This window comes from Hymenobacter coalescens, from assembly GCF_054783195.1.
The window spans coordinates 221,002-247,791 of sequence record NZ_BAAGRA010000011.1 but is presented as its reverse complement, the minus strand read 5'-3'; the positions used below and the strand labels follow the sequence as shown (position 1 = coordinate 247,791).

General features: G+C 63.7%; 20 protein-coding genes and 3 tRNA genes. 15 read left to right on the top strand and 8 right to left on the bottom strand.

Features of this window, described 5'->3' with window-relative positions; all coding sequences use genetic code 11:
* Positions 1-1,023 precede the first annotated feature (1,023 nt).
* From ACYVKQ_RS08825 to ACYVKQ_RS08810, 4 genes are all read right to left on the bottom strand, one after another.
* Entirely contained in the window at positions 1,024-1,161 is a 138-nt protein-coding gene (locus ACYVKQ_RS08825) for a DDE-type integrase/transposase/recombinase (RefSeq protein ID WP_460577742.1), read from the bottom strand.
* 614 nt (positions 1,162-1,775) lie between these two features.
* Positions 1,776-1,849 (bottom strand) — tRNA-Arg (locus ACYVKQ_RS08820).
* A 58-nt stretch (positions 1,850-1,907) separates the two neighbouring features.
* Positions 1,908-1,981, bottom strand: a tRNA-Pro gene (locus ACYVKQ_RS08815).
* 68 nt (positions 1,982-2,049) lie between these two features.
* Positions 2,050-2,140 (bottom strand) — tRNA-Ser (locus tag ACYVKQ_RS08810).
* 158 nt (positions 2,141-2,298) lie between these two features.
* Between ACYVKQ_RS08810 and ACYVKQ_RS08805 the strand changes: the two genes are divergently transcribed.
* The 8 genes from ACYVKQ_RS08805 to hisS all read left to right on the top strand — a co-directional run bounded on the left by ACYVKQ_RS08805 (position 2,299) and on the right by hisS (position 14,362).
* Positions 2,299-3,276 (top strand): vWA domain-containing protein, encoded by a 978-nt coding sequence (locus ACYVKQ_RS08805; RefSeq protein WP_460577740.1) that lies wholly within the window; start codon positions 2,299-2,301, stop codon positions 3,274-3,276.
* 991 nt (positions 3,277-4,267) lie between these two features.
* On the top strand, positions 4,268-5,452 hold the full coding sequence (locus ACYVKQ_RS08800; protein WP_460577738.1) for an acetyl-CoA C-acyltransferase: 1,185 nt from the start codon (positions 4,268-4,270) through the stop codon (positions 5,450-5,452).
* A gap of 273 nt (positions 5,453-5,725) precedes the next feature.
* Positions 5,726-7,138 carry a toxin-antitoxin system YwqK family antitoxin gene (locus tag ACYVKQ_RS08795; protein WP_460577735.1) on the top strand — a complete coding sequence of 471 codons (1,413 nt, stop codon included), beginning with the start codon at positions 5,726-5,728 and terminating at the stop codon, positions 7,136-7,138.
* Positions 7,139-7,864: 726 nt separating this feature from the next.
* Positions 7,865-8,311 (top strand): carboxypeptidase-like regulatory domain-containing protein, encoded by a 447-nt coding sequence (locus ACYVKQ_RS08790; RefSeq protein WP_460577731.1) that lies wholly within the window; start codon positions 7,865-7,867, stop codon positions 8,309-8,311.
* A 332-nt stretch (positions 8,312-8,643) separates the two neighbouring features.
* Positions 8,644-11,049 carry a TonB-dependent receptor gene (locus ACYVKQ_RS08785; protein ID WP_460577728.1) on the top strand — a complete coding sequence of 802 codons (2,406 nt, stop codon included), beginning with the start codon at positions 8,644-8,646 and terminating at the stop codon, positions 11,047-11,049.
* Positions 11,050-11,524: 475 nt separating this feature from the next.
* Positions 11,525-12,034 (top strand): peptidase associated/transthyretin-like domain-containing protein, encoded by a 510-nt coding sequence (locus ACYVKQ_RS08780; protein ID WP_460577725.1) that lies wholly within the window; start codon positions 11,525-11,527, stop codon positions 12,032-12,034.
* Between the two features lie 179 nt (positions 12,035-12,213).
* Positions 12,214-12,864 carry a TIGR02117 family protein gene (locus tag ACYVKQ_RS08775; RefSeq protein ID WP_460577721.1) on the top strand — a complete coding sequence of 217 codons (651 nt, stop codon included), beginning with the start codon at positions 12,214-12,216 and terminating at the stop codon, positions 12,862-12,864.
* A 103-nt stretch (positions 12,865-12,967) separates the two neighbouring features.
* Positions 12,968-14,362, top strand: a complete 1,395-nt coding sequence (hisS, locus tag ACYVKQ_RS08770; protein ID WP_460577717.1) for a histidine--tRNA ligase — start codon at positions 12,968-12,970, stop codon at positions 14,360-14,362.
* Positions 14,363-14,464: 102 nt separating this feature from the next.
* On the opposite strand, the gene ACYVKQ_RS08765 is transcribed toward hisS, so the two are convergent.
* Positions 14,465-15,244, bottom strand: coding sequence for a carboxypeptidase-like regulatory domain-containing protein (locus ACYVKQ_RS08765; RefSeq protein ID WP_460577714.1), 780 nt, complete (start codon positions 15,242-15,244; stop codon positions 14,465-14,467).
* A gap of 243 nt (positions 15,245-15,487) precedes the next feature.
* On the opposite strand from ACYVKQ_RS08765, the gene hutH reads away from it, so the two are divergent.
* The 4 genes from hutH (at position 15,488) to ACYVKQ_RS08745 (ending at position 20,562) form a co-directional block, all read left to right on the top strand.
* Entirely contained in the window at positions 15,488-16,984 is a 1,497-nt protein-coding gene (hutH, locus tag ACYVKQ_RS08760) for an HAL/PAL/TAL family ammonia-lyase (protein ID WP_460577710.1), read from the top strand.
* An 83-nt stretch (positions 16,985-17,067) separates the two neighbouring features.
* Positions 17,068-19,044, top strand: a complete 1,977-nt coding sequence (locus ACYVKQ_RS08755; RefSeq protein ID WP_460577707.1) for a T9SS type B sorting domain-containing protein — start codon at positions 17,068-17,070, stop codon at positions 19,042-19,044.
* 140 nt (positions 19,045-19,184) lie between these two features.
* The gene (locus tag ACYVKQ_RS08750; RefSeq protein WP_460577704.1) at positions 19,185-19,520 is read left to right on the top strand and encodes a YbaB/EbfC family nucleoid-associated protein; all 336 of its coding nucleotides are present in this window, start codon (positions 19,185-19,187) and stop codon (positions 19,518-19,520) included.
* Positions 19,510-20,562 (top strand): glycosyltransferase family 2 protein, encoded by a 1,053-nt coding sequence (locus tag ACYVKQ_RS08745; RefSeq protein ID WP_460577701.1) that lies wholly within the window; start codon positions 19,510-19,512, stop codon positions 20,560-20,562. The genes ACYVKQ_RS08750 and ACYVKQ_RS08745 overlap by 11 nt, the downstream gene beginning before the upstream one ends.
* A 100-nt stretch (positions 20,563-20,662) precedes the next feature.
* Here the strand turns inward: ACYVKQ_RS08745 and ACYVKQ_RS08740 are convergent, their stop codons facing one another.
* Entirely contained in the window at positions 20,663-20,881 is a 219-nt protein-coding gene (locus ACYVKQ_RS08740) for a PspC domain-containing protein (protein WP_460577697.1), read from the bottom strand.
* Positions 20,882-21,113: 232 nt separating this feature from the next.
* Between ACYVKQ_RS08740 and ACYVKQ_RS08735 the strand changes: the two genes are divergently transcribed.
* Both ACYVKQ_RS08735 and ACYVKQ_RS08730 read left to right on the top strand, forming a co-directional pair.
* Positions 21,114-22,850 carry a tetratricopeptide repeat protein gene (locus ACYVKQ_RS08735; RefSeq protein ID WP_460577694.1) on the top strand — a complete coding sequence of 579 codons (1,737 nt, stop codon included), beginning with the start codon at positions 21,114-21,116 and terminating at the stop codon, positions 22,848-22,850.
* Between the two features lie 157 nt (positions 22,851-23,007).
* Positions 23,008-23,985: a pyruvate dehydrogenase complex E1 component subunit beta gene (locus tag ACYVKQ_RS08730; RefSeq protein ID WP_460577691.1), complete on the top strand. Its 978-nt coding sequence runs from the start codon at positions 23,008-23,010 to the stop codon at positions 23,983-23,985.
* Positions 23,986-24,217: 232 nt separating this feature from the next.
* On the opposite strand, the gene ACYVKQ_RS08725 is transcribed toward ACYVKQ_RS08730, so the two are convergent.
* Positions 24,218-25,618, bottom strand: a complete 1,401-nt coding sequence (locus tag ACYVKQ_RS08725; protein WP_460577687.1) for a hypothetical protein — start codon at positions 25,616-25,618, stop codon at positions 24,218-24,220.
* A gap of 71 nt (positions 25,619-25,689) precedes the next feature.
* On the opposite strand from ACYVKQ_RS08725, the gene ACYVKQ_RS08720 reads away from it, so the two are divergent.
* Entirely contained in the window at positions 25,690-26,271 is a 582-nt protein-coding gene (locus ACYVKQ_RS08720; RefSeq protein ID WP_460577684.1) for a DinB family protein, read from the top strand.
* Here the strand turns inward: ACYVKQ_RS08720 and ACYVKQ_RS08715 are convergent.
* On the bottom strand, positions 26,264-26,719 hold the full coding sequence (locus ACYVKQ_RS08715) for an acyl-CoA thioesterase (RefSeq protein WP_460577680.1): 456 nt from the start codon (positions 26,717-26,719) through the stop codon (positions 26,264-26,266). The genes ACYVKQ_RS08720 and ACYVKQ_RS08715 overlap by 8 nt on opposite strands.
* Positions 26,720-26,790 lie beyond the last annotated feature (71 nt).

The window sequence follows — 26,790 nt, the reverse complement described above, 5'->3', positions numbered from 1 at the left end:
CTGGTCTGGCATCGACAGGGAAAGTTAAGACTCTTCCGTGTCCGCTCGCGTTAGACCACCTCAAGAAGCATCTTCAGCGCTTCGAATATATCCTGAGGCATAAATGCTTTGACGAAGGCTTAGCATAACTTAAATTCCTAGATTCGCTCTTAGAGGGTGTGTACAAAGTAATGCTTAATGTAGCCGCCGGCCCATGAGGTGGACCATGGCAATGAGCAGCCAAGCGCGGCTGCTGTAGGAGGTGTGCTCTCAGTTGGGGGTACACAGGCGCTGGTAGCAGCAGAGCCAGGCGAAGATGCGCTCAACTACCCAGCGGCACGGCTGCTCTGTGCGGTCCAAGTGTGCCAGCGGCTACACCGCCTGCAGCTGCGCCCATTGCCCGTCCGTTAAGTCTGTCATGTATCCTGCCCTTTCCCTAAACTGAATACGGACACCATACTACTTTATATGGATTCTCTGAGCAGCCCGTTAGGCATCATATTAGCAACAGTCCACTCGACGCTGTGGCAGAGCAGTGCCCGGGTTAGAAGGTCTATTTGTAGTCAGGTACTCACGGTTAACTTGCGCTGCTGATTCGCCCAGCACGAGTAGCGTTGTGTGAACCGCTCCGTTTTTTCTAACATACTCCAATATACAAAGTGAGGGAGTCTAGCTCAGCAGCACACTTTTCGGACGTTGTTGGGACCTAATAGTTAGGTGAGCGGTAATCGAGGATGGAGTGGTGCCGCTCGTCGTTATAGTAAAAAGTAGTGGCGGGATTTGAGGCGTGCCCCTTCCAGGCTGAGAAGACCGCTCGCTCCCGTCGAGTAGTCCGGTCTCGAAACGGCTCTAAAAGTACCCGGACTGAGCGTTGTCGTAGCAGTTGCCTATGCGGCTCATGCTCTTCACCGCCGCCCCATGCATGACAGCAGCGGAAGCGTGTACTTGGCTGCCTTCATTCGAGTGCCCGATCAGATTAGCCGACGGCTGGTGCGGCACTAGGGCCCGGCGAAGGACTTCGCTCACGAGGTCCTCGCTCACGTTTCAGCCAACGACCTTGCGCGAGCAGGCGTCCTGCCAGTTGGCCAGGTACAGCCAGCCGCCGCCCTGCTTGGGCAAGCACGTGACGTCAACGACCCACACCTGGTTGGACGCGACAGGCTGCTCATGCCCGGAATCCATAGTACGCGGCCCAAAGTCACCGTTTTGGGGTTGATGCCGTGGCGCCGCGCTAGGCATTGTAGGCTCTCCGAACTACGCTGGATAGCGGCCCGCACGGCCGCCGTTGTGCAAGCGCTGCTGTGGACTACTTGGACCCTAGTGCGGTGCGAAAGCAGACGTCAAAAGATACACCCCCATACTCCGTAACAATACACCTAATACTACACCTTGGGGCTGCGTTGCCCAACGCCCCCCTGAGCTCGTTCAATTCCAGTTCGTCCACCAGTCGCGGTGGAAATAGTTTGGGCTAGCGGCGGCAGTTACTGGGCTTTTTTCAATCTTGCCGTCACGGTCTGGCTGGCCCCAGAGATGTGCGCCTAGCATTGAGCAAGGTGCGTTTTAGGTAGGCGCTCAGGATTTTGGCGGACTCGTGCGCCGGCAACATTGGCAGCAATAACGTTGCTTGCTGTTGCAGGCCAAGCTGCGCAAGCATTCCATATGGGCTGCTACTACCGGATGGCGCCAAGTTGTTTTTTAACTTACTTTTTACAGAAGCAATTCCGCTAGCCTTTATATAGACATAAGCGTGGGCAATCATAAAAAGCCCCCTTTGCATGCTGCAAAGGGGGATTAAGTGACCCCGTTTGGATTCGAACCAAAGACCGTCTGCTTAGAAGGCAGATGCTCTATCCAACTGAGCTACGGGGCCTAAAAACACCGGAAGCCGCCCACCCCACTAAAGGCGGGCAGACGGCTTCCGGTTGTAGTCGGGGTGGCAGGATTCGAACCTGCGGCCTCCTGCTCCCAAAGCAGGCGCGATACCGGGCTACGCTACACCCCGTAAACCGCTGTGGCAAAACAGCAGCGGCGGATACAAAAGCGGGCTTCCCGGAGCAACCGGAAAGCCCGTGGCGGAGAGGGGGGGATTCGAACCCCCGGTAGCCTTTAGAGCTACGGCAGTTTAGCAAACTACTGGTTTAAGCCACTCACCCACCTCTCCGTGTTTGAGGCTTTTGCCGTCGGGCCGCTTGCCCTTCGGGGCAGCAAATATACAAGCGACTTTCACAAAACAACCGTCACAACGAAAAAAAATATGCATTGAGGCATCCTTAGGGCCTTATCTTTGACTTCATCCCCTGCCGCCCTACCCCCTGTTGGATGCTTACTTGGCTGTATTTCTGGACTCAATGGGAAACTGCGCTGACAGCAGCAGCCAGCCTGTTGTATTTGGGATATCTGCTACGCACCATACGCCTAGCTCGTCCTCTTAGCCAATCGGGCTGGCGGGCAGGTTGGAAGCTCATGCCGCGGCTATTGGCGTTTGGGCTGTTATTGGTGGCCCTACTCGGACCCGCCTACGGTCTTACTCAAGGAGCCGTACGCACGGCTGGCAAAGATTTGTGGCTATTGGTGGACCTTTCCCGCTCGATGGACGCTGATGACGTAGCTCCTTCCCGACTGCAGAAAGCCCGTGCGGCGTTGCTAGAACTCATCCGTAGGTTTCCGGCCGACCGCATTGGGTTAGTGGTGTTCAGCTCTGAGGCCTACGTACACTGTCCGCTTACCTACGACCAAGATGCGCTGTTACTGCTGCTGGGCACTCTCGATACACGCTTGGTACCGGCTGGAAGCACTGACCTGACGCAGCCGTTGGAATTAGCCCTTGCTCGAGCGTCGGCCACAGCATCACAAGCGGCCGGGGCTCCACCACGAGCGACGGCCCTTGTACTCGTCAGCGACGGCGAGGATTTCGGGGAAAATTTGGAAGCTGTGATACGGGACCTGACCCGAAGCGGCATGCGTTTGTACTCGGTAGGTGTGGGCACAACCTCGGGCGGGCGCATTCCACGGGCCGGCGGTTACGTGCGCGATGCCCAAGGAAAGCCCGCGATTAGCCGGCTGCAGCCCATTCCGCTGCGCCGCTTGGCTGAAGCGACTGGTGGCGTATACGTGGAGCTTACGGACCGCCGAAACGAGTTTCCGTTGCTTTTACGGGCATTGAACCGGCTGGAGGGCCAAACCCAACAGGTGCGCACCGTAACGGTAGCCGACAATCGATACGCGTACCCACTGGCGGCGGCACTGCTCTTGCTGGCCCTAGACGTTATGCTCACTGTCACCGTTATCAAGCCATGACGCGCGCCTTTTTGCTGATGCTGCTTGCCATAGGTGGTGGGTGGTGGAACGGTTTTCAGCGCGTGTACGAAGCCAACCAAGCACAGCAAGCCGGTGCCGCAGCTTATGCCCGCCGCGACTTTGCTGCCGCCGCCCGGGCCTTTGCCAGGGCACGGTCCCTAGGCAATAACTCGGCGCAGCTTCACCTCAACCTTGGCCACGCTTATGCCCGAGCTGGGCAGGCAGGAGCAGCCCGCGAAGCCTATACGCAGGTACTGCCGCAGGGACCGACAGAACTGCGCAGCGTAGCCCGGCAACAGCTGGCTACCCTAGCCGCCGCCGCTGGCAACTACCCGCAAGCCCTGGCTCTGCTCCGGCAGGCCTTAACCGATAATCCGCGCAACGCAGCCGCACGCTATAACTACGAGTTGTTGCGGCCGCTGCAAGGGCGCCGGCTGCCACCCCAGCTTCCACCTCCTCCCCCACCCCCGTCTACCTCGGGTGCGGGGCAACCATCCAAGCCTAGCTCGGAAGGGCAAGCGCAGCCAACGCCCGCTGTAGCGGGAGGCACCCAAGCGGCCGGCGGCGGACGGCGGGCGCCGGGCCAAGGAACGTCGGAATCGATGGCGCAGGGGACGGCCGCGGGCAGTGTGCGCGGCCTAGATGCCGGTGCTAGTAGCGAGACAAGCGCGGGTAACGCGCCGGCCAGTCAGGTTGCTACCGCGGCAGATAACCGCCTGATTACGCGGCAGCGGCAGCCGGCGCCCAATTTGAGTGAAGCGCAGGCCGAGCAGGTGCTCGAGGCCCTACGTGCAGCTGAGCAGCAATACCTGCAGCAGATTCCATACCGGTCCACACGCCGTGCCGATCCGCGCAAACCCACTTGGTAGGCTGCCGGTTATCCCATCTGCGGCGCCTCAGCCCCGGAAATTCCTGCTACTTTTGGCCGGCTGCCGACCCCTCGGCTCCTCCCTTGTGCCATTCTCCTACTCAACCCCACCCCTTTCTAATCATGCAAATCAAAGAAGTCTACGTCATTTCGGCTGTGCGTACGCCCATCGGCTCGTTCGGGGGCAGCCTTGCTTCGCTGACCGCCGTTGAGTTGGGCGGTATTGCGCTGAAGGGTGCGCTGGAAAAAGCCGGCGTAGAACCCAAGCAAGTGCAGCAGGTAATCATGGGCAACGTGATTTCCGCCAACCTCGGCCAGGCTCCGGCCCGCCAGGCAGCTCTCAAGGCTGGCCTCGGCTACGAGGTGGAGTGCACCACCGTAAACAAAGTATGCGCCTCGGGGTCGAAGGCTATTATGATGGCTGCCCAGGCCATCATGCTGGGCCAATCCGACGTGGTGCTGGCCGGCGGCATGGAGAGCATGTCGAACGTGCCTTACTACCTGGACAAGGCTCGCTTCGGAGCCAAGTACGGCCACGGCCAGATGATCGATGGCTTGGTGAAGGACGGCCTGTGGGACCCGTACCACAATTACGCCATGGGCAACGCGGCCGAAAACACGGCCAAAGAGATGGGTATCACACGCGAAGAGCAGGATGCCTTTGCCATCGAGAGCTATACGCGCAGCGCCAACGCGGCCAAGGCGGGCAAAAAGAAGGACGAAATCGTGCCCGTGACCATCGAGCAGCGCGGCAAGACCGTGGTGATTGAGGACGACGAGGAGTACCTGAAAGTTGACTTCACCAAGGTAGCAGGCCTCAAGCCAGCCTTTATCAAGGAGGGCGGCACTGTGACGGCCGCCAACGCCTCCACCCTCAACGATGGCGCCGCTGCTGTGCTGCTGATGAGCAAGGAAAAGGCCGAGGAGCTGGGCTTGACGCCCATCGCCAAGGTGCTGGGCTTCGCCGATGCCGAGCAGGCACCGGAGTGGTTTACGACTTCACCTTCGCTAGCTATTCCGAAAGCGCTGAAGCACGCCGGCGTTACGCCCGAGCAGGTTGACTTTTACGAAATCAACGAGGCATTCTCGGTGGTGTCGCTGGCCAACAACAAGCTGCTGAAGCTGGAGGGCACTAAGGTCAACGTATACGGCGGTGCGGTTTCACTGGGCCACCCGCTGGGTGCTTCGGGCGCCCGCATCGTGACCACCCTGCTGAACGTGATGCGCAACGAGGGCGGCAAGATCGGCGTGACGGGCATCTGCAACGGCGGCGGCGGTGCCAGCAGCCTGGTGTTTGAGAAGCTCTAAGCGCATGTTTTAACTGATTCGACGAAGCCGTTGGATCAGCCAAACGAATAGCAAGCGCCCCGGCCGGTTGGCCGGGGCGCTTGTGCTTTAGGTGCCAGCGCAACACATGCCGAGGCCGTGGCTGGGTAAGCGTGTTACGATGCTCCGTAATTGTGGAGAAAGGCGATAATGCGCAGATGCCGGAGCCGTCGGGCCGCCGCGTTAGGAGATGCCACTGCAACTGGAAATGCCGGAGCTTCGCACGTTTGGCAGAATTTCTGCGTTTTTGCAGCCATGAACCGAATTCTGCTGTTGCTGCTGACGCTGCTGATGCTGGGTGCCCACGAGGCGCTGGCCCAGCGCCCGCGCTTACTCACGACTTATTACGACACCACCCGCACCAAGAAGCGCGAGGTATACCACGCCCTGGTTGGGGCTGACACCGTGCTGGAAGGCGGCTACAAGCGGTTTTACCGCTCCGGCAAGCTGGAAGTACAAACCGGCTACCGCGGGGGTAAGCCCGACAGCGCCTACGTGGAGTTCTTTGAAACCGGGCAACGGCGGCTGGAAGTTATTTTCCGGCAAGGCCAGCGGCAGGGCCCCTTCCGCACCTATTACCCCAGCGGCAAGGTGGCCCAGGAAGGCTCGTACGAAGACGACCAGCCCACGGGGTCGGTAAAGATGTATCACCCATCAGGGGAATTGAAGCTGGAAACGACGCTCGATAAAGGGCAGCCCACTGGCGTGGTGCGGCAGGTATACGCTTCGGGCAAGCCCCAGGTGGAAATGACCTACGCCAACGGCCAGCCCAACGGCCTGGTGCGCACATTCTTTCCCAATGGGCAGGTGCAGAGCGAAGGTACCTACCGCAATGGTCTGCTGGCGGGCGGCTACAAAACCTGGTACAGCAACGGCCAGCTGGAAACCGACGTGAGCATGGACAAGACCGGCCGCGGCACCATCAAAACCTATTATCCCTCGGGCAAGCTACGCACCGAGGGCAGCTACGTGCCGGCCGCCGCCGTGACCCGCACCGTAACCAACCAACTCGGCGACGACCTCACCAAGCGCGCTCAGCAGCTGGCCCCGGGCACGGCCAACCTGGAAGGCATCGTGAAAACGTACTACGAAGACGGTAAGACCAAGAGCACGCAGAACTACAAAGCGGGCGTGCTGACCGGCTCGGCTCACTACTTCTACCCTTCAGGCAAACCCGAGCAAGACATCAGCTACAGCAACGTGGGCAAGGACCGGAAGGCCACGCTGTATTTTGAGGAAGGCGGCACGAAAGAGGAGCAGGAATACAAGAACGGGCAACGGCACGGCACCTGGCGCACGTTTTTTCCGGGTGGCAAGCAGGTGCAGCGTAAGGAAACTTACGCCAATGGCCGATTGGTCGGTGAGCAGCTCTCTTACCACGACAACGGGCAGGTGCAGCGCAAGCTGAGCTATGAAGGCGGCAAGGCCAGCGGCATAGAGCAGGAATTTTATCCTTCGGGCAAGCTGCGTAGCGAAACCACTTGGAAATCGGGCGCCAAAGTAGGAGCCTACCGCCAGCTGCGGGAAGACGGCACCCAGGAAGTAGCGGGCCAGTACCGCAACAACCGCGAAACTGGGGTGTGGAGCTATTTCGGCCCCGATGGCAAAGCGGTACTGCAGAAAAAAACCTTCCGCAACGGCCAAGTAGTGGCGCCGGGCAGCAAATAGCCATGCCCGCTTGGTAAGCTGGCGCGCCGCCGACTTTCTATATAGGAAGTCGGCGGTTATTTTTTTGCGCCTAGGCAACGGCCATGTCCCAAGCTTCATCTATTGGCTCAAACCGCACCAGCAAACTATTAGCTGTGGCGGAAAGCAGCCCAGTCGGGGCTGCTGCGGCTCGCAAAAAAAATATTTGCCGAAGCCGATACCCTACGCAACCTACGAATCGTTTCGTAGTCAGTAGTCTGAATGGTGAGTGAAAAGGCTGGCGGATCCGCGGCCGCCGGCCGATTCCCCATTCACCGCTCCCCACCCCTGCCGCAAGGCGCTGCTCCGCTACTGGTAAACCGAATTTTGGTTTCCAGGCAACCCCTACTCTCTGGGTTGCATCTGCCCTGCCAAACGCGCGAATCTCCGCCCCAAAACCCGATTGAAGATTAACAATAAAAAAATTTACCAGGTACCTTGCTTTACAAAGTACCTATCATTACCTTTGAAACACTGAAACAGTCCATTGCTCGCAGGCCCCGGTAACTGACCGGGTGGGCAGGCCCCCAACGGCCACATGCCACCTCCGGGTAATATTGGCGACAGGCATGTAAACCGGCTTTTAGCGCTCGGCGGCCCGTCTTTTCACCTTACCCCAGTCGGTTGGCCAGCCAGCACCAAGTGGATCCGCGGCCGCGCGGTGCTCTTCGGCCCCCACCCTTCGCGTACCTTTTCCTTTTCCAAGCCATGTTGTTGACTTTGCTAAACCGCGCCCTACTGGGTGCTGCCCTCCTGGCCTCGTCCGGTGTTCAACCCGCTGCCGCCCACCTGACCGAGAAGTCGGTACAGCCGGCGCTGCACATCACCGGCTCCTTTACCGGCGTTCTGCTCGACCAGTATACCGGTCGCCCCCTGCAGCAAGCCACGGTAGCGCTGATGCGCCAGGACAACGAGCAGCTGATTGCCGGCGCGCTGACCGCCGAAAACGGTGAGTTTCGCCTCGACCGGGCTGCTTTCGGCCACTACATGTTGCACGTGGAAGTGCCTGGCTACCAACCCCTCCACGAGCAAGTAACCCTGGCAGCCGGCCGCGACGTGATTGATCTGGGCGCCTACGCCCTGATTCCGCTCAGCGCCACGGCTTCGGCCGCGCCGGTTACGAAAACCATGGTTGCTCTGGCTGCCCAGCCCTAAGCCCGCCGACCATGGCTCTGCGCCCACCATTCAAACCGGGGCCGACACCACTTCTCCTGGTCTTTCCGCCCTTCTATTCGGTAGAGCATGGCTTGCCTTCCTCCGGCAAGTCAGCTCTCCGATCCGGGAGCGGTTCGTAAGGACTCCATCTAACAAGCTCACTCTGCGGATTTAATCCGCGTTTTTTTGCTGAATGTACCTTGCGTTACAAGGTACTGTCTACAAACCAGAACCTTGCACACTTCTAGTTGTGCCCTGCCACTCGCCTTTTCTGCGCTATGAACTCACTTTTCTCCTCCCGGTCGCTTTGCGCCGCCTCTTTCGCTCTGGGTTTGCCCCTAGCTACGCTGGCTCAGACTCCTGGCTCGGTTTCGGGGGTGCTTCTGGACGGCTCGACCAAGCAGGCCCTTCCTTTTGCCAACGTCGTGCTGCTGCGCGCCCAGGACTCGGTGCTGGTGACGGGCACGGCCACGGCTGAAACGGGCCGCTTCCGGCTGGAGAAGGTAGCGCCGGGCAGCTACACGCTGCGGGCTACGGTGCTCGGCTACCAGCCCCTGCGTCGCCCCGTGACGGTGAGCAACGGTAGCGGCGATGTGGAGCTGGGCACGGTCATTCTGCAGCCGACCACCACGCAGCTTAAGGGCGTGACGGTGACCGGGGAGCGGGCAGCGGTGGAGGAAAACCTGGATAAGAAGGTCATCAATGTAGAAAAGGACCTGAGCAGCGTGGGCGGCACGGCCGTGAACGTGCTGCAAAATGTGCCGTCGGTGGCGGTATCGGCCGACGGCACGGTGAGCATGCGCGGCTCGTCGAACATCACCATCCTTGTCGACGGCAAGCCTTCGGGCGCGGCCAACGGCGGGGGCGGCAACCGGCTGGAGCAGATTCCGGCCAGCAGCATCGAGAAGGTGGAAGTGGTAACCAACCCCTCGGCGCGCTACGACGCGGCCGGCGCGGGCGGCGTCATCAACATCATCCTGAAAAAGCAGAAGAAGGACGGCTGGAACGGGCAGGCCAGCCTGACGGCCGGCACCCGCGACAAGTACAACGGCAGCCTGGGCCTGAACCGCCGCGCCGGCAAGGTCAACTACTTTGGCTCGGCTGACCTGCGCGACGTGGTGTTTCGCAGCAGCCTGACCAACAACCAGTACGCGGTGCTGAACGAGGAGCGGGTGAATACCTACCAGACCGGCACCAATGTGCGCCACAACCGCAACTACGGCGGCCGCCTGGGCCTGGACCTGACGCTGCCCGCAGGCCAAAGCCTGACGGTGGCGGTGCAGCCCAACCTGAACCGGGGCCTGAACACCGGCACGCAGGCGGCCACCATTACCAACGCCGCCGGCACCCGCCAGCTCAACAGCGAGCTGACCAGCCGGGAAAACGTAGACAATACCGACGTGTCGGCCGACTACCGCCGCACCTGGGAGGCGCACAAAGGCCGGGAGCTGTCGGCCAGCGCCACCTACACCTACCTCAACGCTGACGTGGAAGTGGGCCAGCGCAACACCGAGGGCAGCGCCGACCAGCTGCAGTGGAAGCAGCAATTTCTGGTGAGCCTGCACGGGGTGGCCGGCCAGGTCGACTACGTGCACCCGCTGGGCGAGAAAACCCGCCTCGACGCCGGCCTGAAGGGGCAATACCAGACCAACGGCGGCACCGGCGACTTTCTGCAGCAGCGCCCCGACGGCGGCTTCGACCGCGTGGCGCACCGCTCCTACGCCTACGATTTCAACGAGTACACCCAGGCCGGCTACGCTACCTACCAGCACGAAATGGGCCCGTGGAGCGTGCAGGGCGGGCTACGGGCTGAGTATACCAACACCCGGGGCGAAGTGGAAAACGGCCGCGGCCCCTTCCGCCTCAGCTACCTGAACCTGTTTCCCTCCGGCACGCTGGTGCGCAACATCAAGGCTGCCAACCAGCGCCTGCAGTTCAGCTACTCGCGCCGCCTGAACCGCCCCAACTTCATGCAGCTGCTGGCTTTCCCGCTCTGGCAGGACCAGCGCAGCTACCGCATCGGCGACCCGACGCTGCGCCCCGAATACATCAACGCTCTGGAGCTGGGCCACCAGATGACTATGGGCCAGGCCAACGTGACTTCCACGCTGTTTATGCGCCAGACCACCAACGCCATTCAGCGCCTGACGGCCATCGACAGCATAGCCAGCCGCCTGTACGGCAACGGCGCCCTCGTGACGGCCCAGTACGCCGACAACTTCGGCAAAGCCTACAGCTACGGCGCCGAGCTGAGCTTCAACCAGCCGCTGACCAAGTGGTGGCGTCTGACGGCCAACGGCTCCTTGTTCCAGACCCAAGTGACGGCCGCCACCGGCAACGAATCGAGCCGCCGCACGCTCTCGGGCACGGCCCGGGTGATGAACTCCTTCACCCCCACCCCCAAGCTCGACATCCAGCTCACCGGCAACTACCGCGCCGCCACCCTCACCGCGCAGGGCCGCTTTGCCCCCATGGGTTCGATGGATGTGGCCCTGCGCCAGCGCCTGTTCAACGACCGCGCCGCCCTGACCCTGCGCATCTCCGACGTGTTCAACACCCAGCGGCAGCGCTCCGATTCGTTTGTGCGCACGCCCGGCACCGAGTACGCCTCGCGGGTGTACAGCAAGTGGGAGTCGCGGGTCGGCTACCTGGGCTTTGCCTGGTACCTGGGCAGCAACAAGCCTCCGAAGAAAATCGAGAACCAGCCGCAAGGCGGGGGCGGCGGCTTCGGCGGCTAAGCGCCCTCTCGATGATCAGCTAGCCCGTCGCGTCAGGCCACGGTCGTAGCATCTCCACGTAGGTTTCCGGGTGCTGGTGAATGAGTGTAACATCCCAGGCTTGGCAGTGGAGGTGCTCGACTCTGGCCCGGCGCGACGGGCTGGCTTTTTCGGGAGGCATCACCCAGGTATGTCCGCGGCAGCTTGCGCGCCGGTCAGCCCCACGCCACCAAGGCTTTTTTGCCAGCTAAAAAGGCCCAATACAGGCTTTAAACGCTGATTTTCACCCTGCTCACATCATCGTGCGATTGTAGCGGGGCTGGGGGCTAGCCTACCTTTGTAGCGTTGGATGACAACACGCCCGGCGCCGGCTAAAGCCCTGACTGCTACGCCCCCGCCGGCCCGAGTTGACCCTGCCGGCGCAGTACCGCGGCTGCCCGATCAGCGTCGGCTCACCCTCCCCACACAACCATTCGCTTTTTCCGAACCCACTGCTATGAAAACCTTCGCTGCCTTCCGTTTCTTCCTCTCCGTGCTGGCCTTGGCCCTGGTGGCCTTCTACTCGCCGGCCGCCTCGCCCAAAGCCGCGGCCAGCAAGGGCCAGCTCACCGGCGCCCTGCGCGACGGCACCACCCACGAGCCCATTCCGCAGGCCAACGTGGTGCTGCTGCGAGCCGCTGACGGCGCCTACGTAGCCACGGCCGCCACCCGCGCCGACGGCACCTTTGAGTTCCGCAATGTGCCCTACGGCCACTACCGCCTGCACACGACGGTGCTCGGGTACCAACCGCTGCGCCCCGTGTTCGGCCTCTCGGCCCAGCAGCCCCAGCTCACCCTCGGCGCCGTGGAACTGACGCCCTTTAGCCCCTCGCTGGCTGGCAAGCTGGTGGCCATGCCGCAGACCGCCGCCGTGCGCCAGGCCACCAAAGTGGGCAACGCCGGCCGCTACGTGCTGGCCTCCGCCCGCCAGCAGCGCCTCACGGCGCCGCGCCAGGTGCAACTGTAACCCCCACCCCGCTCCTTCCTCCTCAGCCCCGCCGGGCCCCGTATCAGCCGATGCGGGGCCCGGTTTGCGTTGGCAGGGTTACCAGGCGGCCACGGCCGCTATGAAGAAAGCCCGCTACCGCCGGCCGGGCACCTCACCCGTCGCGTATGCGTTTGCTGAGCCCCACCCTTCGTCTGCTTATGCCTGCCTTTGCCGTTTTTGTGCTGCTGCTAATGACCGGCTCGCTGGTGCCCCGCCACCGGGATTTTCGGCAGACACCCGACGGCGTGCCCATTTTTGTGGTATCCAACGGGTTTCACACCGAGGTGGTGCTGCCGCTGCGGGAGCCGCGCACCGGCCAGGACTGGCTGCAGCGGCTCGGACAGCCGGCGTGGCCGGCGCAGTTCGGGGGCTTCGAATACGTGGGTTTCGGCTGGGGCAACGAGCAGTTTTACCTGCAGTCCTACGGCGGCCAGTTGCCGAAAGCAGGCACCATCCTGAGGGCCGTGCTGCCGGGCCGCACTCTGGTGCATGTGGATTTTTACCGCCGGGCGCCGCAGGCCGGTACGCACGTCGTGCCCCTGCGCATCTCGGTGGCCGAGTACCAGCGCCTCACCGCCTACGTCGAGCAGTCTTTCGCGCCGGACTCGGCCGGGCGTTGGCAGCTGCGCAACGCGGCGGGCTACTCCTCCGATGATTTCTTTTTCCGAGCCCGCGGCCACTACCACGCCCTGCGCACCTGCAACGACTGGACCAACCAAGGGCTGGGCCGGGCCGGTATCCGGGCCGCGCTCAAGGCTCCGCTGGCGGCTTCGGTGCTTTACCAGGCCCGCCGGGCCGCAGCGGAGTAGCTCCCGAAGCACCCCGGCAGCGCCGAACTTGGCATTCGTGCCCGGCCTGCGTAGGACTCGGAGACTCGGCTGCTACCTTTGCGCCCTTGGCATAACCATCCTCATGCAGAAACCCAGCATTCCGAAAGGCACCCGCGACTTTGGTCCCGTGCAGGTCGCCCGCCGCAACTATATTTTTGGCATCATCCGGCGCGTGTTCGAGAAGTTCGGCTTCGCCCCCCTCGAAACGCCCACCATGGAAAACCTCTCGGTGCTCACCGGCAAGTACGGCGACGAGGGGGACCAGCTACTCTTCAAAATCCTGAACTCCGGCGACTTCCTCGACCGCGTCACCCTCGACGACCTACAGGCCGGCCACAAGAAAGTGCTGCCCAAAGTAGCCGAAAAGGGCCTGCGCTACGACCTGACGGTGCCCTTCGCCCGCTACGTGGTGATGAACCGCGGCCAGCTCACGCTGCCGTTTAAGCGCTACCAGATTCAGCCGGTGTGGCGCGCCGACCGCCCGCAGCGCGGCCGCTACCGCGAGTTCGTGCAGTGCGACGCCGACGTGGTGGGCACCAACTCCCTGCTCTGCGAAGCCGAAATCGTGCTGATGATCAACGAAGTGCTCAGCACCCTGGGCCTGACGGACTTCACCATCAAGATCAACCACCGCGGCGTGCTATCGGGCATTTACCAAGCCCTGGGCGGCGTGGGCCGCGAGTCGGACCTGTTCGTGGCCATCGACAAGCTCGACAAAATCGGGCGTGACGGCGTGACCAAGGAACTGTTGGAGCGCGGCTTCCCGCAGGAAGCCATCGACAAGGTGTTCGGCTACCTGGAAGTCGGCGGCTCGTTCGACGAGAAGCTGGCTGCGCTGCGCACAGCCTTCGGGGCCGACGGCGTGCTGGCCGACGCCGCGTCCGGCCCTGCCAAGGGCCTGCAGGACCTGGCGGAGGTGCGGCAGTACCTGCAGGACTTCGGCTTCGAGCATTTCGAGCGCCTCGACTTCGACGTGACGCTGGCCCGCGGCCTGAGCTACTACACCGGCTGCATCTTCGAGGTGAAGGTGAACAACGTGCAGATGGGCAGCATCTCGGGCGGCGGCCGCTACGACAACCTCACCGGTGCCTTCGGCCTGCCCGGCCTCTCGGGCGTCGGCTTTTCGTTCGGCGTCGACCGCATTTACGACGTGCTGGAGGAACTGCAGCTGTTCCCGGAGGGCGCCGTGGCCGCCCCGCTCTGCCTCGTGGCCAACTTCGACGCGGAGGGCCGGGCCACCGTGCTGCCCGTGCTGCGGGCGCTGCGCGACGCGGGCATCTCGGCCGAACTGTACCCGGAAGTCGCGAAGCTCAAAAAGCAGTTTGAGTACGCCGACAAGCGCGGCATCCGCTTCATGATCTTGGCCGGCCCGGAGGAGCGCGCCCAGGGCGTGGTGAAGCTGCGCGACATGCGCGCCGGCTCGGAGCAGACGGTGCCCGCCGCCGAAGTGGTGGCGGTGCTGCAGGCGCTGGCGTAAATCTAGTTGCCCATAGCAGCTAAACAACGCAGCCCCGCTTCTGGCGGGGCCGCGTTGTTTAATACCGGTTGCTTTGCCGGGCCGAAGCCCGGTGCGGCTGGCTTAGTAGGTAATGTCAAAGCGGCCGTTGGTAACGGAGCGGATACTGGTGGAGTTGTACCACGGGTCGGCCTCGAAAGCAAAGGTGCCACTGGCCCGGCGCGCCGCTGCATCGAAGCTGGTGATGGTGACATTGCCCACGTTGCGGTTGGCATAAGTGGTGTAATGCACTACCTGGGTAGTGGCATCGTTGAACAGCACCTTGCCAAAAGGATATTCCGCGACTCCCAGCGGGTACAGCCCGGCACCCTGGAACGGGTGGTTGGTCAGGCGGCCCGCAAAGCTGATGACCATGGCGACGGAGTGCAGGCCGCCGGCATCGGCGTATCCGCCTTCCAGCGAAAAGAAGTCATTGGTGATTTGCCCCCAGAAGCGGTTGGCCGTGAATTGCTGGCCGTTTTCCGTCCACGTCATGGTGCCGCGGATCAGGCCGTCGCGGTTGAAAACCACCGGCGGCACCTTGGTGGTCTGCCCGGCCCGCACGCTCACGGGCACGGGGTCGGGCCTGTAAAAGCCGGTAGTGGCCATCCAGGTCAGCGTATAGGTGCCGGCCGAGAGGCCGCCGAGCTGGTACGCCCCGGTGGCATCGGCCGTCAGGGCAAACGTGCGGCCATCGGGGCCGGTGGCCGTAATGCTGCCCGCGGCCGTGGCCGGGCTGATACTGCCTTCCAACGCCCCGACTGGCTCGGGCTTTTTATCGGTATCGGTGCACGCGGTGGCGCTGCCCAGCAGCGCAGTGGCCAATAGCCAGGACCACAGGCGGGAGGAGAATAGCTTCAGCATAACAGGAGCGAGGAAAAGTAAAGCCAAATAAAGCGTTGAAACAGGGTTCTGAGCGGCCCGAGCCGCTACAAAGATTGGACCACGGCCTTCACGACCGGGCTTTGGGGTGCCTTACCGGCGGCGGGGCCGGTACGTGGTGCAACGCGTCAACAAGCCCAAAAACGCCCGATCATAGGCAGTTTTTGCGCCGAAACCGGTAGCTTCCCTCCCCCAATTCGCCGTCCACCCCACGCGGCCCCACCCATGCCCGACACGTTTACCCTCAGCCCCGCCACTTACCTCGACCTTACTACCCTGGAGCAGGTGCTCCGCGAGCAGCGCCCCCTGGCCCTGAGCGACGACGCCCGCCAGCGCATCGAGCACTGCCACCAGTACCTGCACGACCGGCTGGAGCGCTCCGACGCGCCCATTTACGGTATCAACACCGGCTTCGGTGCCCTCTGCAACACGAGCATATCGCCCACTGACCGCGGGCAGTTGCAGGTCAACCTGATGATGTCGCACGCCTGCGGCACCGGGGCCGAAGTGCCCGCCGAGCTGGTACGCCTGATGCTGCTGCTGAAAGCCCAGAGCTTGAGCTACGGGCACAGCGGCGTGCAGCTGGCCACCGTGCAGCGCCTGCTCGATTTCTACAACCGCGGCATTCACCCGGTGGTATACCAGCAAGGTTCCCTGGGCGCCAGCGGCGACCTAGCCCCGCTGGCTCATCTTTGCCTGCCGCTGATCGGGCTGGGCGAAGTGCACTTCGAAGGTTACCGCCTCGCCGCCGCCGACGCCATGCACCTTTTCAGCTGGCAGCCCATCCAGCTGGGCGCCAAGGAAGGCCTGGCCCTGCTCAACGGCACCCAGTTTATGCTGGCCTACGCGGTGCACACCACGCTGCGCGCCCGGCGCCTGCTCCAGGCCGCCGACGTTATCGGGGCCCTGTCGTTGGAGGCCTTCGACGGCCGGCCGGAGCCCTTTGATGAACGCCTGCACCGCATCCGGCCGCACGCCGGCCAGCTCGCCACGGCCCGCCACCTGCGCGAGCTGCTGCAGGGCAGCGAGCTGCAGCAGCAGCCCAAAACCGCCGTGCAGGACCCCTACTCCTTCCGCTGCATGCCCCAGGTACACGGCGCCTCTCGCGACGCGGTGCAGCACGTGAGCGGCGTGGTCGAAACGGAGTGCAACGCCGTCACCGACAACCCGAACATTTTCCCCGAAAGCGACGCCATCCTGTCCGGCGGCAACTTCCACGGCCAGCCGCTGGCCCTGGCCCTGGATTTCCTGGCCATTGCGGTGGCCGAGCTGGGGTCGATTTCGGAGCGGCGCACCTACCAGCTCATCAGTGGGCAACGGGGGTTGCCACCCTTCCTGGTGGCCGAGCCGGGCCTGAACTCCGGCCTGATGATTCCGCAGTATGCCGCCGCCAGCATCGTGAGCCAAAGCAAGCAGCTGTGCACGCCCGCCTCGGTGGATAGCATCGTGAGCAGCAACGGGCAGGAAGACCACGTGAGCATGGGCGCCAACGCCGCTACCAAGGCGCTGCGCGTCATCGAAAACACCGAGCAGGTGCTCGGCATTGAACTCCTGAACGCCGTGCAGGCGCTGGCCTTCCGCCGCCCGGCCCGTTCTTCGGCCGTGCTGGAGCAGGTGGTAGAAGCGTTTCAGCAGCGGGCTCCCTTCATTGCCCGCGACCGGGTGCTGTACCCCGACCTGCACGCGGCGGCGCAGTTTGTACGGACGCACTCCTGGGTTTAGGCGCCCTGCCCGGCGCCGGGTTACTTTCGTATATGCTGCCGCTGATGACATATGAAAACCGGCCGACCCGCGTTGGCTTTGCCATGATGCTTCTCCGTTTTGGCCTTGTCGGGCTCCTGACGCTGCTGACCACGGCCGCTGCCTGGGCCCAAACGGTGTGCCCGAACGATATTCCCGGGCCCAATGCCTGCTTTCGGGTATATGACGAAACGGGCCAGCTGCTAGACGTGCCCGGCCAGACTACGCCCACCGTGCTGTGCGCCGGCTCGCGCATTCGGGTGCGCAATTGCAGCGGCGAAAACATTCCGCGCATCAACATCCGCTACGCCCTGAACTGCAGCGCCGCCAGCACCGATACCGTCACCACGCTCACCGTGCCCTCGACGCCGGGACCGATGACCATTCTGCAGTCGCGGCCCAACCCCGGCGGGCCGGGCTACCCCACTGGTACTTCCGGCTTACAATATTCACGGGCTTTCGAAGTGCGCCTGCCCCCGGCGCCGGCCCTGCAGGTACGTTACTGCGGGGTGCCTTTCAGCCAGGTGTTTCTCGCCATTACCAACGCGCAGGCCACCACCCGGTACGAGCTGCAGCTGGGCAGCGGCCCGCGGCAGCTCATTACCCAGCCGGCCGGGGCTGCTTATCCCGTGCCTGCGGGCACTACCACCCTGCGGGTCTTTGGCAGCTACACCGACGGGCAGGCCTGCGAAGGCTCGACGCCGCTGAACCTGGCCCCGCCCACGCCCCAGCCATTGGTGCTGCAGCGGCTCACGGTGCTGGCCACCGGCCTGGAGTTCGGGTTTGCCAACCTGCCGGCCAGTCCCAGCTTCCGCTACCAGTTGGAGCAGGACGCGGGAAGCGGCACTTTTCAGGTGGTAGCCGAGGTGCCGGCCTCTACCACCACCTTCACACTGCCGGGCGGCGCGCTGAACGCTTGCTACCGCCTGCGCCTCACCGACGCCTGCGGCGCCGTGCTGTCGACGTCGGCGGCCCTTTGTCCGGTGGACCTGCAGGTTAGCTCCGCCGACCGCCAAAACCGCCTGACCTGGGCGCAGGCGGCCGGCAGCGCCGTGACGGCCTTTGAAGTACGCCGCGACGCGCAGCTGCTCGCCACCGTTCCGGCCACCGCCCGGGAGTACCTCGACGCCGCCGTGACCTGCGGCACCCGCTACCGCTACCAAGTGGTGGCCCGCAGCGGTGCCGCCACCTCCGAATCGGCCACGCGCGAGGTAACGACGGTGGCAACCCAGGCCCCGCCGCCCCCGCTGCTGTCGGCCTCGTTCCGGCTGGATAATGCGGTGGAAGTAACCACTCAAACCGCCCCGAGCGACACCAGCAGCCGCCTGCTGGTGCGCCGCACCCTGGGCAGCAGCACCGTAGAGCTGCCTTTCACCCGGCGTCGGCCGGTGGTCGATCAGCCCGGCCCGGTGTCGTTGAGTGCCGCGCCCTGCTACTCGGCTCGCCTCACCGACGCCTGCGGCAACGCCTCCACCGAAGGACCGGCGGCCTGCCCGCCGGTGCTGGCGGCCCAGCTTTCGGCCACCGACGACAACAGCATTAGCCTGACATGGACGCCTCCCGGCGGGCAGGGCAGCGGCTGGACGTACCGCCTGCTGCTGCTGGATGCCGCCGGCCAGGAACTGAGCAGCAGCCCGATCAGCGCCACGGCGTTTCCGGTGCTGGCCCCCACCCCGCCCAACAACCGGCAGGTGTTGCGCTACCGCCTGGAAGCTACTTCCGGTGCCGGCCTGAAGGTTTTCAGCAACGTGGTGACGCTGACGCGGCAGCTGGTCGTAGCTATTCCCAGCGCCTTCACGCCCAACGGCGACGGGCTCAACGACGTGCTCGAAATCAAGGGCCGCTTCCTGCAGGCTTTCACGTTCACGCTCCTCGACCGCACCGGGCTGGAGGTGTTTCGGGCCACGGACCGCAACCAGACCTGGGACGGGCGCGTTCGGGGCGTGCAAGCGGCTCCGCAGGTGTTTCCCTACCGGTTTGAGGCCATCGACGAAACCGGGCAGCGCATCGTGCGCCGCGGCACCGTGACGCTGCTGCGGTAAGCCCGGCAGCGCCGTGACGCATGGCGGTAGCGCGGTTCGATGCAGCTGGTGTACTTTTGGCACCGGATACCCCGGCGCGGAGCGCGGTATGCGTGTTTACTGACGCCTGTGGTTCCTTTTTCCCCGAAAACTCCCCTGCTATGTTTGACATGATGGGCATGATGGGTCGCCTGAAAGACCTGCAAGAGAAAGTAAAAGTGGCTCAGGACGAGCTGCAGCACATCACCGCCACGGCCGAAGCGGGCGGCGGCATGGTGCGCGCCACGGCCAACGGCAAGCGCCAGCTGCTCAAGCTCGAAATCGACGAGACGCTGCTCACGCCGCAGGACCGCGACATGCTGGCCGACCTGGTGGTGGCCGCCGTGAACAAAGTGCTCGACGAAGCCGGCGACAAAGCCAAAGACCACCTCAAGCAGCGCACCCAGGGCCTGCTGCCCAACATTCCCGGCCTCGATCTGAGCGGATTTGGCCTCTAACGACCTGCCGGCGGCTGGCTACGCCGCCGACGTGGCCGTCGTCATCCTGAACTGGAACGGCCGCCGCTGGCTGGAGCAGTTTCTGCCGGCGGTGCTGGCCCATTCTGACGCCGCCCGCGTGGTGGTGGCCGATAACGCCAGCACCGACGACTCGGTGGCCTGGCTGGCGGCCCAATACCCGCAGGTGCAGGTGCTCCGGCACGCCGACAACCTGGGCTTCTGCGAGGGCTACAACCTGGCGCTGCAGCAGCTGCCGGATTTCCGGTATTACGTCCTGCTCAACTCCGACGTGGAGGTAACCGCCGGCTGGCTGCGTCCGCAGCTCCAGCTGATGGCCGAGCGGCCGACCGTTGCGGCGGTGCAGCCCAAAATCCGGGCTTTTCACGCCCAAACGGAGTTTGAGTACGCCGGCGCCGGCGGGGGGTACCTCGACCGCCTGGGCTACCCCTTCTGCCGCGGCCGCCTCTTCGACACGCTCGAAACCGACCACGGCCAGTACGACGACCCGCGCCCGGTGGCCTGGGCTACCGGCGCCTGCATGCTGGTGCGGGCGTCGGCCTGGCACGCGCTGCAGGGCCTGGAGCCGGCGTTTTTTGCCCACATGGAGGAAATCGACCTGTGCTGGCGCCTTTGGAACGCGGGCCACGAGGTGTGGTACCACGGCGGCAGCACGGTGTACCACGTGGGCGGCGGCACGCTGCACAAGTCGAACCCGCGCAAAACCTACCTGAACTTCCGCAACGGCCTCGCCCTGCTCTACAAAAACCTGGCGCCCGGCGAGCTGTGGCCGACCCTGCTCACGCGCTTCGGGCTCGACTGGGTAGCGGCGGCGCAGTTTCTGGCCAAGGGCCAGTCCGGGGATGCCCGGGCGGTGCTGCGGGCGCACTGGCACTTTCTGCAGAAGCTCGACTACTGGCGGCAGCGCCGGCAGCTGGCCCGGCCGCGGCTGCGCACGCAGGAGCGCCCCGGCACCTACGGCGGCAGCCTGGTATGGGCGTATTTCGGCCAGGGCAAGCGCCGCTTCAGCGAATTGCTCCCCTAACGGCGCCAAGCTCGGCAGCACAGCAGTGGCCTAAATAGAACCGGTCGGACGGCTACGCGCCATCCGACCGGTTATCATTTCCAGGGTTACCGCGGCGGCCCTACAGGTCCCACACGGTGCTGCGCTGCCGGCGCATGGCGCGGCGCACGTTCATCCAAAAGGCCAGGGCGAAGTACAGCACGATGGGCGAGCCAAACGTGAAGAACGACGCGTAAACAAATGACAACCGCACGCTGCTGGTGGAGAAGCCCAGCCGGTTGCCCAGGGTGCTGCAAACGCCGAAGCTTTGCTGCTCGATAAAATCGGTAATTCGTTTCATAGCTGGATGAGGTTCAGGGCAGTTGAGCCGATAAGTTAACTTGCTGGCGGCATCCGGACAAGCGCCGGGCGTCGTAAAGTTCGTTGCTTACGTGTCCAAAGAGCCACAATTTGCGTTAAGGGTGCTGATTTTGCCGTTTGAATTGAGTTGCATGAACGTTTCGCGCCGCGCGCTGGTACCTCTGCTTACGGTCGTTGGGGCCGCCTCCTTGCCTGCTTGTACGCTACCGCGGATGCTGCGGGTTGCGCAGGCCGGCCAACAAGTGCAGGCCCGCCCGCCCGTGCTCGAAGCCAACGGCGACCAGGTGCTCGGCGAACTGGTGGTGCGCGTGCCTGCCGCTCACCTCAGCAAAGGCGCCGTGTACGAGCTGCCGCTGCGCTACCGCTACGACAACGGCCTGCGCGAAGATACCGCCGGCACCGTGCGCTTCACCCTCGGCGAATACGTGTACGACGAGGAGGATAAGAATTTTCTGGTGGTGCGCAAGCCGGTCGCGTTTCCTTACGAGCCGCGCAAAAACCCCGGGCAGCTGGTGGCCCGGCCGCAGGTGCGCCGCCTGAAGCCCGGCGGCAAAGTGCTCAAGGCCGAACAGGAAGTGGTGCTGGCCCGCGGCGTGTCCATACCCAGCCGGCTGGTGGTGCGCGAAGTGGAAACCGTGCCCTACCTGCCCGAGGCGGCCAGCCTGGAAGGCGGCGGCACCCGCGTGCTACCCTTTTTCTTCGACCAGGGACAGTCGGCCATCCGCAACTACCTAGGCACCAACGTGGCCGCGCTGGAGGAATTCATCGAGGCCAACCAGCGCACTGAGAAGGTGATGATTGTGGCTGGCCACTCCCCCGACTCGCTCGACTCGCGCGACCCGCAGCTGGCCGACAAGCGCGTACGGGCCCTGCTGAAGTACTACCAGAAGCGCCTCGACACCGATTCGTACCTGAATTCGCTGAAGTCGGTGAAGTTTGAGACGCGCGCCTACCACCGCCGCTGGGACCTGTTCGTGTCCAAGGTGCAGACCTCGGCCCTGAAGCCGGCGCAGGTCGATTCCATCGTCGACATCATCAACGAGGCGCCCGGCGGCTGGGCGGGCAAGGAAAAGGCCCTGCACCGGCTCAGCTACTTCGATTACCTGGAGCAGTACATCTACCCGGTGATGCGCTTCGGCACGGTGGCCGTGAAGTACTCGGCCCCGCAGCGGCTGCAGTCGGAGATTTACATTCTCTCGAAAAAAATCGTGGAGAAGGAAGTCGAGGCCGATGCCCTCACGCCCGAGGAGCTGCGCTACTCGGCCACGCTCACGCCGCTGCTGGCCGAAAAGCAGCGCATCTACGAAACGTCGGTGGCCACCACCGGCAGCTGGCAGGCCTACCACAACCTGGGCGTGGTGCTGCTGGAGCGCTCCGAGAAGGAAGTGTCGGACAAGGTGCGCAAGGCCTACCAGCGCCGCGCGGCCACCAACTTTACCCTGGCGGCGCACCGCAACCCCACGGCCGAAATGTTCTACCACGTGGCCACGGCCTGGCACCGCGCCGGCGACCGGCTCGAAGCCCTGCAGAACTACGACTACGCCATCAAGCTCGGCGGCCCGCGCCTGGTGCTCGACAAGGTGTTTGCCGACAAAGCCGCCCTGGAAATCGAAATCGGGCAGGCCGACGACGCGCTGCGCAGCATGGCCTACGGCGACCCGCAGGCCTACCAGAACGTGATGAACAAGGCGCTGATCTACCTGATGAAGGAGAACTACGACGGCGCCGCCCAGATCTACCAGCAGGCGCTGGAGGTCAAGCCCAACGACCCGATGGCCTACTACTGCCTGGCCGTGGTGGCTGCCCGCGCCCAGCGCGACGCCGACGTGGGCCAGTACCTGCGCCGGGCCGTGCAACTCGACCGCGCCTTTGCCCAGAAGGCCGTGGAGGACCTGGAGTTCCGGGCCTACGCCAGCAGCAAGATTTTCACCGAGGCGCTGCGGCAGTAGCACTCTGAAGCATTTCCGCTGACCGCAAACGTTTGCTATTTCCGGCAACGCGGCCCGGATTTGTCCACTCCCGCCGAGGGTTGTAGCTTTACGAGCCGGTTCTGCTCAGGGCCGGCTCGTTTTTCATTGACCCGACTTTTTCTTTCCTGACATCTACATGCGGACGATCCAATTCCGGGAAGCCCTGCGCGAAGCCATGTCCGAGGAAATGCGCCGCGACCCGCGCGTGTTTCTGATGGGCGAAGAGGTAGCTGAATACAACGGCGCCTACAAAGTAAGCCAAGGCATGCTCGACGAGTTTGGCCCCGAGCGCGTCATCGACACCCCGATTGCCGAGCTGGGCTTTGCCGGCATCGGCGTGGGCGCGGCCATGAACGGGCTGCTGCCCATCATCGAGTTCATGACCTTCAACTTCTCGCTGGTAGCCATCGACCAGGTCATCAACGCCGCGGCGAAGATGATGTCGATGTCGGGCGGGCAGTACACCTGCCCCATCGTGTTCCGCGGCCCGACCGGCAACGCCGGCATGCTCTCCTCGCAGCACTCGCAGAACTTCGAGAACTGGTACGCCAACACGCCCGGCCTGAAGGTGGTGGTACCCTCGAACCCTTACGACGCGAAGGGCCTGCTCAAGTCGGCCATCCGCGACGCCGACCCGGTTATCTTCATGGAGTCGGAACTGATGTACGGCGACAAGGGCGAGGTGCCCGAGGAAGAGTACCTGCTCGAAATCGGCAAAGCCAACGTGGTGCGCCAGGGCAAGCACGTGACCATCGTGTCGTTTGGCAAGATGATGAAGGTGGTGTACGCCGCCGCCGACGAGCTGGCCAAGGAAGGCATCGAAGCCGAGGTCATCGACCTGCGCTCGGTACGCCCCATCGACTACGCCACGCTCGTGGAGTCGGTGAAGAAAACCAACCGCATGGTGGTGGTGGAAGAAGCCTGGCCGCTGGCCTCGATCAGCTCGGAACTGGCCTACCACGTGCAGCGCTACGCCTTCGACTACCTCGACGCGCCGATCCGCCGCATCACCTCCGCCGACGTGCCCCTGCCCTACGCGCCGACGCTCATCGAAGCGGCCCTGCCGAACGTGGCCCGCACCATTCAGGCGGTCAAGGAAGTGCTCTACCGCTAATTTTTAGCGCCAAGGTTTATACAGCAGAAGGCCCCGACTCGCTGAGTTGGGGCCTTCTTTTAATTAGAACCGCTCACGTCGTTGAGCGATGAGCACAGCTGGGCCTGCCGAAGCATCTCTATCGTCTCGGATGAGTTCGTTCAATGAAACGGCAAAGATGCTTCGGCAGGCTCAACAGGACGTTCATTGGCTAGAGTCGAACCATAGCCAAATCCCACCTCAGGCGCCGCATTCATGGCCAGAGCATGCGGGGGCCGTTGGTCATGTGCCAAAGGGTGTTCGAGGAGATGATCATGCAGGTGAGCACGAAGCCCACGTAGGCAATGGCCACGGGCCAGCGCAACAGATCCTGACGCCAGGTGCGGGGCCACTGAAAGCAGAGTACCGCGTAGAGGAGCAGGTAGATGGGCAGAAAAAAGCGGCACTCCATGGCCGTGGGAATGGCCAGAATGCACGGCCCGACGAGCACGATGAGCACAATCCACTGCGGCAACGTGAGGCGGCCGTGGCGACGCTGCACCAGTAGCAGGCCGGCTACGAAAAGCACCGTATAGTTGAGCAAGGACAAGGGCAAGGTGGAGCCGTAGACGTGCTGCAGGTAGGGCGTGGGGTATTTCACATCCATACCGTTGAAGGCGTGGCGGGCGTACAGCGCCACCATGTCGGGCACGTGCCGCGACACGGCCACGAGGTAATGCTTCAGGTCGCGCAGGCCGTAGACAAAGGAAATCTGCTCCTCGTCCATGATGCGCTGCCCTACCTGGTCCACGTACATGATGCGCGGGTCGGGGTACGTGGGGTCGATGGTGGTTTCGTACTTCTGAATGGCCAGGCCCCAGGCCAGCTGCGAGAGGTAGAGGCTTTGCGGCTCGGCGGGGTTCTTCCAGGTGAGCACCAGCGGGGTGTACTGCTTGAAGTGGCGCACGTTGATGGCAAACTGCGGGGCCCCGATCAGGGCCATGCCCAGCAGAAAGGCCCCCACCAGCTTGCCGATTACCGGCCAGGCAAAGTGCCGCCGCGCCAGCCACACCCCGCCGCCGATCAGCAGCACGGCCGCGCCGGCGTACACCGGGCGCATGTTCACGGCCGCCATGCAAAGCATGCCGGCCACCAGCATCCAGCCCGCGTGCTGCCCGCGCCGGGCAATCAGCCAGAACACGGTGAGCATCACGGCCAGGGTCAGAAAGTCGGTGAGCGGGAAGTTGAAGTAGTCGCGCCAGAACACGAAGCCCAGCAGCGTAAACGCCACCCGCCGCTGCCAGCTGATGGGCCGCGGCGACACCACGGCCTGCCAGGTGGCCGGCGCGGCCCAGCCAAACAGCCCGGCGGCCAGCAACGCGCCGAGCACCCGCGTAAACTGAATGGGCTGGATGTGCGTGACGTAGGCAATGACGCGGAACGGGAACAGCAGCAAGGGCAGCAGGTACCCGCGAATGCTGTAGTTGAACGACAGCAGGTTGAAGCTCTTAGTCTCGTAGTAGAACAGGCCCGTCAGGTCCCAGTACGTCATCGAGTCGTAAAACAGGGTCCAGTAGCTGGTGCTGAAGAGGTACACCAGGTATACCAGGAAGATGGCCACGGTCAGGCGCCGGACGAGCGCGGCCTCGGAGGTTGGGAGTGGTTGCAGGGACATTCTAGCGCAAAGGTGTACCTTTTGGGCTGAGCTTGGCTTATTCTGGCCCCGCTTTTGCCGCTGCCGCCGCCATGAATCACCGCCTGCACCTGCGCTTCGAGCAGCTCGAACGCGCCACCGAACAGCTTTTGAACGCCGCTGAGAGCCTCGGCGAACGGGCCTACACCGCGCCGGCCCCCGGGCAGTGGTCGGCCGCCCACGTGGTGCACCACTTGGTCACGTCGGAAGCCGGCATCGGGCAGTACGTGCAGCACAAGCTCCTGGAGCAGGATCAGCTGGCTCAGGGCGACTTCGCCATGAAGCTGCGCGCCACCCTGCTGCGGGTACTCTTGCGCCTGCCCGGTTTTAAGTTCAAGGCACCCTCGCGCCTGGCCGACCTCACGCCCGCCGACGCGGCGCAGCTACCGCCGCTGGCCGAGATGCGCCGGCAGTGGGCCAGCGCCCGGCGGCAGCTGGAGCAGCTGCTCAACGAGTACCCCAGTCGGCTTACGCACCGGGCTATCTTCAAGCACCCGCGCGTGGGCATGCTCACCATCGGGCAGACGCTGGACTTCATGCTCGACCACGTGCTGCACCACCGCCAGCAGCTCACGCGTATCAGCAAGGCCCTGGGCGCGGCGCCCGCAGCCAATTCGGCCCGAACGGCTAGCTAGCCGCCTTGGGGCTGCGCTCAATGTCGGCGTACGTGTTGTGGCGCTCAAGCTGCCGCATAGCCTCGCCCAGCTCGGGCGGGGGCACGGCCAGCCTGCGCTGCCGCAGGTCCAGCCACGCCCCGTCGACGGTGATGATGGCCGACTCGCGCCCATCCTGCTTGTAGATGGTGTGCACGATGCGCCAGCGGCTGCCGTCGGAGCTCAGGCCCGCCAGCTGCGCCCGCACCTTAATGGTCTCGTTCGGGCTAATTTCCTTAAGGAACCGGGTGTCTTCGCGGAACAGGATAGGGCCAATACCGAGCTTGGCAAACTGCGCCAGCGGAAAGCCCGCGTCGGTGAGAAAATCGAGGCGCAGCTGGGCGGCGTAGTCGTTGTAGGCCGAGTGGCGCATGTGGCCGTTCGGGTCGAGGTCGGCCCAGCGGATGGGATAGTGCTTCGCGTACTCCATCAAGTGGTCTTGGGTAGTCGAAATGTGTCGAACAGGCCTCCGAAAGCAGGACAGCTTCGCGGGGTAGCCTG